Below are 8870 nucleotides of genomic sequence, written 5' to 3'. Positions count from 1 at the left end.
TGTAGTCGAGCGAGCGCGGGTAGACCTGGCCGACGGAGGTGAAGGCCTGGGAGAAGCCGAGGTGACCGGCGATCCGGTCCTCCAGCTCGGCCAGCTTCGTGTCGTCGCCGCCCAGCAGGTCCAGCATGTCCTGTGCGGTGCCGACGGGGCCCTTGATGCCGCGCAGCGGGTAGCGGGTGAGCAGCTCCTCGACCCGGCCGTACGCGACGAGCAGTTCGTCGGTGGCGGTCGCGAAGCGCTTCCCGAGGGTCGTGGCCTGCGCCGCGACGTTGTGCGAGCGGCCCGCCATGACCAGCTCGCCGTACTCGCCGGCCAGCTTGCCGAGGCGCGCGAGGACGGCGACGGAGCGGTCCCGGACCAGCTCGAGGGAGAGCCGGATCTGCAGCTGCTCGACGTTCTCCGTCAGGTCGCGGGACGTCATGCCCTTGTGGACCTGCTCGTGCCCGGCGAGCGCGTTGAACTCCTCGATGCGCGCCTTCACGTCGTGCCGCGTGACCTTCTCGCGCTCGGCGATGGAGGCCAGGTCGACCTGGTCGAGCACGCGCTCGTAGTCGGCGATCGCGGCGTCCGGCACCTCGATCCCCAGGTCCTTCTGGGCCTTCAGAACGGCAAGCCAGAGGCGGCGCTCCAGCTTCACCTTCTCCTCGGGGGACCAGAGGGTGGCGAGCTCGGTGGAGGCATAGCGTCCGGCGAGTACGTTCGGGATACGGGGCTTGGCAGGCGCAGTCACGTGGACCGAGTTTACCGGGCGTCCCTACAAGCTCCGCACCACGGCAGGGATGGAGGAACCTACAGCTCAACGAGGGCGCCGACCCCCCTGACGCGGGCGGGGCGCCGTCGCCCCCTCGTACATGCCGCCGGTGCGGGATCCGTCTCAGGGCTCCGGGTGAGGTGCGGCCTGCGGTTCCGGCCCGGTCAGTGTCCGCACCGCGCGCTCCAGACGTGTCCTGCGTACCTCGGGGGTCGCCGCCTGGAGCAGCGGGAGCAGCACGAGGTAGCGAGCGGTGCGGTCGAGGGACGCGAAGGCGGCGTCCGCCGCCGGGTCCGCGGCGAGGGCCGCCGCGAGATCGTCGGGGACGGTGGCCGCCGACTGGGACGCGTAGGCGCGGTCCCAGCGGCCGTCCTCCTGGGCCCGCCTGACCTCCGCGAGACCGGGTTCGCGCATCCGGCCCGCCGCTGCGAGGGCGGCGACCTTCTCGACGTTGACCTGGGACCACAGGCTCCGCTTGCGGCGCGGCACGTACCTCTGCAGGTAGTACTTCTCGTCGAGGCCGCGGCGCCGGCCGGAGACCCAGCCCCAGCACAGGCCGGTGTCGACCAGCTCGTCGTCCGTGACTGAGGCGATCCCCGACGCCTTCTTCGCCACCTTGACCCACAGGCCCGCCTCGCGCGCGTGGTGCTCGGCCAGCCAGTTCTCGAAGGCCTCGGCGTCCGGGAACGCGCGGACCTCCACCCCGTCGAACTCCTCCATGGGGGCAGCCTAGAGCCCTGTCTGGGCCCTGTCAGGCGTCGGGCGGCGTGGAGACGTCCCCGTAGGGCTCGAGAGCGGCCCGCTTGGGCGCGCGTCCGTCGCCCGAGGAACGGCCCGTGAGACGGCGGCCGATCCACGGCACCAGGTGCTGCTTGGCGAAGCGGGCGTCGGCGACGCGCCGCGCACCCCAGTTCGGCCGCGCGGCCGCGTCCAGTGGCGCCCGCCAGTCGGACTCCGGCGGGTATCCCAACGCCTGCCACACGGCCTCCGCCACCCGCTCGTGCCCCTCGGCGGTCAGGTGCAGCCGGTCGACGTCCCACAGCCGCTGCTCGCCGAGGACCGGCGCCCCGTACAGGTCGACGACCACGGCGCCGTGCCGCGCCGCGAGGTCGTCGATGCAGGTGAAGAGCTCCTCCATGCGCGGCCGGAAGCGCTCCATGACCGGTCCGTCGCGCCCGGGGCTGCGCATCAGGACCAGCTGTTCGCAGGAGGGGGCGAGACGCTCGACGGCCTCGGTGAGCAGCCCCCGCACGCGCCCCATGTCGCACTTGGGCCGCAGGGTGTCGTTGAGCCCGCCGACGAGGGTGACCACGTCGGCCTTCATCGCGGCGGCGACATCGATCTGCTCGTCGACGATCTGCCCGATGAGCTTGCCGCGCACGGCCAGATTGGCGTAACGGAAGCCGGGGCTGCGGGCGGCCATCCGGCCGGCGAGCAGGTCCGCCCAGCCGCGGTACGACCCGTCGGGAAGCCGGTCCGACATGCCCTCGGTGAAGGAGTCGCCGACCGCGACGAGACTGGTGTACTTGACATTCATCTGCATGGCGCCAGAGATCGTATCCCGGGCCGCGGCGTGGTCCGCCACGACCCGGGAACGCCGGGTCAGACGGGCTGCCCGAACAGCTCGCGCAGGACGTCCTCCATGGTGACCATGCCCGCGAGCCGGCCGTCCGCGCCGAGCACGGCGGCCACGTGGGTGCGGCTGCCGCGCATGGCGGTGAGGACGTCGTCCATGGGCGTCGTCTCGCGTACGCGCGCGATGGAGCGCATGTCGGGCACCCGGAACGGCAGGTCGCGCGGGGCCGCGTCCAGCGCGTCCTTCACGTGGAGGTAGCCCACGATGCGCCGGCCCTCGTCCACGACGGGGAAGCGCGAGAAGCCCGACTCGGCCGACAGCTGTTCCAGCTGCTCGGGGGTGACGCCCACGCGCGCGTAGACGACCTCCTCCAGGGGCAGGACGACGTCCTTCACCGGGCGGCGGCCCAGTTCCAGGGCGTCGTGCAGGCGCTCCTGGGCGCGGTCGTCGATGAGACCGGCGTCCGAGGAGTCCTTGACCATGCGCGCGAGCTCGTCGTCCGAGAACGTGGCCGCGACCTCGTCCTTGACCTCCACCCTGAGCAGTTTCAGGAGGGTGTTCGCGAAGGCGTTCACCGTGAAGATCACCGGGCGCAGCGCCCGGGCCAGGGCCACCAGCGGCGGGCCGAGCAGCAGGGCCGAACGGACCGGCTCGGCCAGCGCGATGTTCTTGGGGACCATCTCGCCGAGCAGCATGTGCAGGTACGTCGCGACGGACAGAGCGATCACGAACGAGATCGGATGCACCAGGCCGTGCGGCACCCCGACGGCGTCGAACAGCGGCTCCAGCAGGTGCGCGATCGCGGGCTCGGCGACGATGCCGAGGACCAGGGTGCACAGCGTGATGCCGAGCTGCGCGGCGGCGAGCAGGGCGGAGACGTGCTGCAGCCCCCACAGGACGCTGCGGGCCCGCCGGTCGCCCTCCTCGGCGTGCGGCTCGATCTGGCTGCGCCGCACGGAGATCAGGGCGAACTCGGCGCCGACGAAGAACGCGTTGACGACCAGGGTCGCCAGGCCGATCAGCAACTGGATCGCGGTCATCGGTTTGCCCCCTTCGTCTTGCGGTGCCGGTCCCGTTCCCGGTCCCGGTCTCTGTCCTTACCTCTGTCCCTGTCCCTGTCCCTGCCTCGGTCCGGGAACCTGTCCCTGGCCCCGTCCTCGGTGTCCGGGGTGTCCTCGGCGGCCGGCGCGTGCAGCAGGACGCGTGCGGCGCGGTGTCCGTGTGCGTCGACCACGTCGAGGCGCCAGCCGGTGACCTCGACGGTGTCACCGACGCCGGGGATGCGCCCCAGCTCGGTCGCCACGAGACCGGCCAGCGTCTCGTACGGGCCGTCGGGCACCCGCAGCCCGACCCGCGCGAGCCGGTCGGTGCGGGCGGCGCCGTCGGCCGAGTACAGGGTCCGCCCGGCGTCGTCGGTGCCGGCGGGCGCGATGTCGGGCGTCTCGTGCGGATCATGCTCGTCCCGCACCTCGCCGACGACCTCCTCGACGATGTCCTCCAGCGTCGCGACGCCCGCGGTCCCGCCGTACTCGTCGATGACGACGGCCATCGTGCGCTTGCCGGACAGCCGGTCGAGCAGCCGGTCCACGGTGAGCGTCTCGGGGACGAGCAGCGGCTCGCGGAGCAGGTCGGCGACGCCCTTGCGGGCCCGCTGGTGGTCGGGGACGGCGAGCACGTCCTTGATGTGGACGACACCGACGACCGAGTCGAGACTGCCGCGGTAGACGGGGAAGCGGGACAGACCGGTGGCGCGGGTCGCGTTGGCCACGTCCTCGCAGGTGGCCTGGAGGTCCAGGGCCATGACCTGGACGCGCGGCGTCATCACGTTCTCCGCGGTGAGGTCGGCCAGGTTCAGGGTGCGCACGAACAGCTCGGCGGTGTCCGCCTCGAGGGCGCCCTCCTTGGCCGAGTGCCGGGCCAGCGCCATCAGCTCCTGGGGGCCGCGCGCGGAGGCGAGCTCCTCGGTGGGCTCGATGCCGAAGCGGCGCACCAGCCGGTTCGCCGTGTTGTTGAGGTGGGTGATGAACGGGCGGAAGAGTGCGCTGAACCAGCGCTGCGGCGTCGCCACCCGCTTGGCCACGGCCAGCGGCGAGGAGATCGCCCAGTTCTTCGGCACCAGTTCACCGACGACCATCAGGAACACGGTCGACAGGGCGGTGCCGAGGACGAGCGCGACCGAGGTCGACGCCGAGCCCGGGACGCCCAGGGACTCGAGCGGGCCCGCGATGAGCTTGGCGATGGACGGCTCGGCGAGCATGCCGACGACCAGATTGGTGACGGTGATGCCGAGCTGGGCACCGGAGAGCTGGAACGTCAGATTCCGTACGGCCTTGAGGGCGCCGGCCGCGCCGCGCTCGCCGCGCTCCACGGCCGTCTCGAGGTCGCTGCGCTCGACGGTCGTGAGCGAGAACTCCGCCGCGACGAACGCGCCGCAGGCCAGGGAGAGCAGCACGGCCACGGCGAGCAGGAGTACTTCGGTCATCGGGTCACCTCCGTCCCATCTTCGGCCAGTGACGGGAGGGGCGCGCGATCACGGGGACCGTGCAGGAGGAAGGACCGGGTACTGGGAGGCTCGCCCATGGGCGGACGCTCACACCTTTCGCAGAAGTTCCGATGAGTCAGCCCATAGTAAAGGATCGGCAAAGCGTGCGTGTCGGTCGGGAGATCAGGGAGCGGTCAGGGGCTTCACCCAGCGCGACCACTGCGGCTCGGGCGCGTACCCGGCGGCTTCCCACGCACGGTGGGCCCGCTCGTTCCGGTCCAGGACCATCGCGTCGCCGCGTCGCCCGCCGAGTGCCACGAACCGCTCCTCGGCCGCCGCGAGCAGCGCCGATCCGATGCCCTGACGCCGGGCCTCCGGCCGCACCGCGAGCCGGTACAGATGGCACCGCCACCCGTCGAACCCCGCGATCACCGTCCCGACCAGCGCTCCGTCGCGCTCCGCGAGCAGCAGGGCGCCGGCGTCCCGGGCGACCAGCCGGTCCACGCCCGCGCGGTCGTCGCTGATGCTCGTGCCCTCGGCGGCGGTCCGCCAGAACTCCAGCACGGTCGGCACGTCGGAGGGGCACGCGGCCCGGATACGAAGATCACTCATGCCGCGATCCCACCACCGCCGGCCCGGCGCACGCCGCCGATTTCACATGCCGGACGGGCCGGCCTCGCCCTTGCCGGTACTAGCCTTCCGGCGCCAGGGGGGCCGCGCCGTCGTCCCGGGGGCGGCGCGCGGTGCCGAGCACGCAGTACGACGTGGGCATCCGCGGCCCGCGCTCCGGCAGCAGCAGGTCACGGTGGCCGTCCGTCTCGAACCCGGCCCGGCGCAGCGCGGCCACCGCGTCCCGGCCCACGTGGCAGCCGCCGAACAGCCGCGGCCACACCGTCCGGTCCAGCGCGCCCTGCACCCGCCGCATCCCGCGCCCCGGCGCGAGTCCGTGCTCGAAGAACCGCACCTGCCCGCCGGGCCGCAGCACCCGCCGCACCTCGGCGAGGGAGCGGTCCACGTCCCGCACGCTGCACAGCACGATGCAGAGCACGACCGCGTCGAACGCCTCACTCTTCACGGGCAGCGCCTCGGCCGCCCCAGGAGCCACGTCCACGGGCACGTCCGCCCGGCGCGCGGCCTCGACCGCGAGCGCCCGCAGCTCGCGCTCCGGCTCGATCGCGACGACCTCGGAGACGGTGGGCGGGTAGTACGCGAAGTTCAGCCCGTTCCCCGCACCGACCTCGAGCACCCGGCCCGACAGGCCGGTCAGGAGCTCACGGCGGACCGGCCCCATGGCCGGCTCGGCGCGCACACTGCAGCGGGCGTAGAACCGCGCGAACCACGGGTGCCGCACCGCGTCCTTCTGGGCCTGATCCGCCATGCCGACCTCCGGGAGTCATGTCACCGACCGTCTCCCGGATTGTCCTCCCGGACCCGCGAGGTGTCTCTCCCCGCGCGCGGGAGTCGCGCCTCGCCGGGGTGCCGCAGCCGGCCGCCGTCAGCCGAACGCCGGTGGCCCCTCCGCGGCCGTGAAGGTCTCCGCGTCCCAGACCCCGCCCAGGGCCGGGCCGAGCCACCGCGCGGCCCCCGCCCGGAACTCCTGCGGCGTCAGTGTGCCCGCCCCCGCCGGGATCGCCCCGGCCAGGCCCACCCCGGCGACCCGGGGCAGGTCGGCCACGTTGCACCGCTCCGCCAGATCCGGCTCCCGTGGCCAGCTGCCGATGACGACGCCGCTGTGGCGCAGGCCCCGACTGCGCAGCGCCTCCGCGGTCAGCTGCACGGAGTTGAGGGTGCCGAGCCCCGCTCGCGCGACGACCAGGACCGGTGCGTCCAGCAGTCGTGCCGCGTCGGCCAGCGTCGAGCCCTCGGCGTCGAAGTGCACCAGGAGACCGCCCGCGCCCTCGACCAGGACCAGGTCGTGGGACGCGGCCAGCTTCTGCGCGGCCTCCGCGATCTGCGCCGGCCGCACCGGGGGCAGCCCCGCCCGGGCCGCCGCCGTGCCGGGCGCGAGCGGCTCGGGGTAGCGGCCGAGCTCCACCGGCGTCACCCGGTCCCCGGCGAGCCGCACGACGTCGTCGACGTCGCCGGGATCGCCGGGCGCGACCCCCGTCTGGGCCGGTTTGAGGACCGCCACCGACCGGCCGGCCCGCACGGCGACCGCGGCCACCGCCGCCGTCGTCACCGTCTTGCCGATCTCGGTGCCGGTCCCCGTGACCACCAGTACCGTCATGTCCGCTCCGTTCACCCTTCCCGCGCGGCGGCGCACACCGCGCGGCCGATCCGTGCGAGGTCCTCGTCGCCCGTGACGTACGGCGGCATCGTGTAGACGAGGTCCCGGAACGGGCGCAGCCACACGCCCTCCGCGACCGCCGCCCGGGTCGCCGCCGCCATGTCGATCTCGTGGTCGAGCTGCACGACGCCGATCGCGCCGAGCACCCGGACGTCCTGTACGCCCGGCAGGTCCGCCGCGGGCGCCAGGTGTTCCCGCAGACCGGTCTCGATCCGCTTGACCTCGGTCTGCCAGTCCTGGCCGAGCAGCAGGTCGACGGAGGCGCACGCGACGGCCGCCGCCAGCGGGTTGCCCATGAACGTGGGGCCGTGCGCGAGCACCGGCACGTCACCGCGCGAGATCCCCTCGGCGACCCGCCGCGTGCACAGGGTCGCGGCCATCGTCATGTAGCCGCCGGTCAGCGCCTTGCCGAGGCACATCACGTCGGGCGTCACCCCGGCCTGCCCGGCCGCGAACAGCGTGCCCGTGCGGCCGAACCCGGTGGCGATCTCGTCGAACACGAGCAGCACGTCGTGCGCGTCACAGGCGTCCCGCAGGACCTGCAGATACGCGGGGGAGTGGAAGCGCATGCCCCCGGCCCCCTGCACCACCGGCTCGACGATCACGGCGGCCAGCTCGTGCGCGTGCCGCTCGATCACCGCGCGCAGATGCTCCGCGTACGACTCCTCGTAGGTGTCCGGCGGTGCGTCGGCGAACACCTGGGGCTGCAGCACGCCGCCCCACAGTTCGTGCATGCCGCCCTCGGGGTCGCACACCGACATCGGGTGCCAGGTGTCGCCGTGGTAGCCGCCGCGCCAGGTCAGCATCCGGTGCTTCTCGCCCCGGCCGAGCGAACGCCAGTACTGCAGGCACATCTTGAGGGCCACCTCGACCGAGACCGAGCCCGAGTCGGCGAGGAAGACATGCTCGAGTCCTTGCGGCGACATGTCGACAAGGCGCTGTGCGAGCCGTACGGCGGGCTCGTGCGTGAGCCCGCCGAACATCACGTGGCTCATGCGTCCCAACTGGTCGCGGGCCGCCTCGTCCAGGACGGGATGCCGGTAGCCGTGGATCGCCGACCACCAGGACGACATGCCGTCGACCAGCTCGCCGTGCCCGGTCACCCGCAGGCGCACCCCGGCCGCCGACTCGACGACCAGGGGCTCCTGCCGGCCCGGCATGGGCCCGTACGGGTGCCAGACGTGCTCGCGGTCCAGGGCGAGCAGTTCGGACACGCGCGGATCGGTGTGCGGATCAGGCATTGGGGGCGAGGTCCGTGCCCGCGCCGCGGCGGCGCACCGCCACGAGATCCGTACGAGCCTCGGACCCGGGCGCCTCCTGCACGGCGGAAGCCGTGGAAGCCGTGGCGGCGGCAGGGGCCGCGGGTGCCTCGGCGTGCGCGCCGCAGCCGCCGCCCGACTCCGCCTCCCCGGAGCCGCACACCGAGCCGCAGCCGCCCTCGGCGCGGTGCTCGGGCAGCGTGATCTCGTCGGTGCCCTCCACCTCGAAACCGGCGTCCGCGATCATGTCCAGGTCGGCCTTGCCGGCCTGGCCCTCGCTGGTCAGATAGTCGCCCAGGAAGATCGAGTTGGCGATGTGCAGGGCCAGCGGCTGCATCGAGCGCAGGTGCACCTCGCGCCCGCCCGCGATCCGTACCTCGACGTCCGGGCAGACGAAGCGGACCATGGCGAGGATCCGCAGGCAGCGCTGCGGGGTCAGGTTCCACTCCTTGGCCAGCGGCGTGCCCTCGAAGGGGATCAGGAAGTTCACCGGCACCGAGTCCGGGTCGAGTTCA

General features: G+C 73.3%; 9 protein-coding genes and 1 pseudogene. All 10 read right to left on the bottom strand.

The genetic code is table 11. The features are described from left to right. Window positions 1-730, bottom strand: a 730-nt coding sequence (locus GTW43_RS07280; protein WP_161300801.1) for a lyase family protein, incomplete at its 3' end; no start/stop codon positions are given. 144 nt (window positions 731-874) lie between these two features. Further along, entirely contained in the window at window positions 875-1471 is a 597-nt protein-coding gene (locus GTW43_RS07275; protein ID WP_161300800.1) for a YdeI/OmpD-associated family protein, read from the bottom strand. A gap of 31 nt (window positions 1472-1502) precedes the next feature. Next, window positions 1503-2294: an SGNH/GDSL hydrolase family protein gene (locus tag GTW43_RS07270; protein WP_161300799.1), complete on the bottom strand. Its 792-nt coding sequence runs from the start codon at window positions 2292-2294 to the stop codon at window positions 1503-1505. Between the two features lie 59 nt (window positions 2295-2353). Then, window positions 2354-3367, bottom strand: coding sequence for a hemolysin family protein (locus GTW43_RS07265; RefSeq protein ID WP_161300798.1), 1014 nt, complete (start codon window positions 3365-3367; stop codon window positions 2354-2356). Further along, window positions 3364-4809, bottom strand: a complete 1446-nt coding sequence (locus GTW43_RS07260) for a hemolysin family protein (RefSeq protein ID WP_237536453.1) — start codon at window positions 4807-4809, stop codon at window positions 3364-3366. The genes GTW43_RS07265 and GTW43_RS07260 overlap by 4 nt, the downstream gene beginning before the upstream one ends. Window positions 4810-4992: 183 nt before the next feature. After that, a complete protein-coding gene (locus GTW43_RS07255; RefSeq protein WP_161300797.1) occupies window positions 4993-5421 on the bottom strand; it encodes a GNAT family N-acetyltransferase in 429 nt (142 codons plus the stop codon). Between the two features lie 79 nt (window positions 5422-5500). Then, window positions 5501-6187, bottom strand: a complete 687-nt coding sequence (locus tag GTW43_RS07250) for a class I SAM-dependent methyltransferase (protein ID WP_161300796.1) — start codon at window positions 6185-6187, stop codon at window positions 5501-5503. A 117-nt stretch (window positions 6188-6304) separates the two neighbouring features. Next, window positions 6305-7036 carry a dethiobiotin synthase gene (bioD, locus tag GTW43_RS07245; protein WP_161300795.1) on the bottom strand — a complete coding sequence of 244 codons (732 nt, stop codon included), beginning with the start codon at window positions 7034-7036 and terminating at the stop codon, window positions 6305-6307. Window positions 7037-7047: 11 nt separating this feature from the next. Further along, window positions 7048-8337 (bottom strand): adenosylmethionine--8-amino-7-oxononanoate transaminase, encoded by a 1290-nt coding sequence (locus GTW43_RS07240; RefSeq protein ID WP_161300794.1) that lies wholly within the window; start codon window positions 8335-8337, stop codon window positions 7048-7050. Beyond that, window positions 8330-8870, bottom strand: a pseudogene (locus tag GTW43_RS07235) (biotin synthase BioB); the annotation flags it as partial. The pseudogene GTW43_RS07235 and the gene GTW43_RS07240, both read right to left, overlap by 8 nt.

It is taken from the genome of Streptomyces sp. SID5785 (genome assembly GCF_009870065.1).
Taxonomy (GTDB): domain Bacteria; phylum Actinomycetota; class Actinomycetes; order Streptomycetales; family Streptomycetaceae; genus Streptomyces.
Note: the sequence above shows the minus strand (reverse complement) of the source record. Positions and strands in the feature narration are given on the sequence as shown.

Bases quoted from the DNA above. Each gene is read 5' to 3' on its own strand.
- bioD (WP_161300795.1), bottom strand. From the start codon at position 7,036: ATGACGGTACTGGTGGTCACGGGGACCGGCACCGAGATCGGCAAGACG.
- GTW43_RS07255 (WP_161300797.1), bottom strand. From the start codon at position 5,421: ATGAGTGATCTTCGTATCCGGGCCGCGTGCCCCTCCGACGTGCCGACC.
- GTW43_RS07275 (WP_161300800.1), bottom strand. From the start codon at position 1,471: ATGGAGGAGTTCGACGGGGTGGAGGTCCGCGCGTTCCCGGACGCCGAG.
- GTW43_RS07240 (WP_161300794.1), bottom strand. From the start codon at position 8,337: ATGCCTGATCCGCACACCGATCCGCGCGTGTCCGAACTGCTCGCCCTG.
- GTW43_RS07250 (WP_161300796.1), bottom strand. From the start codon at position 6,187: ATGGCGGATCAGGCCCAGAAGGACGCGGTGCGGCACCCGTGGTTCGCG.
- GTW43_RS07260 (WP_237536453.1), bottom strand. From the start codon at position 4,809: ATGACCGAAGTACTCCTGCTCGCCGTGGCCGTGCTGCTCTCCCTGGCC.
- GTW43_RS07270 (WP_161300799.1), bottom strand. From the start codon at position 2,294: ATGCAGATGAATGTCAAGTACACCAGTCTCGTCGCGGTCGGCGACTCC.
- GTW43_RS07265 (WP_161300798.1), bottom strand. From the start codon at position 3,367: ATGACCGCGATCCAGTTGCTGATCGGCCTGGCGACCCTGGTCGTCAAC.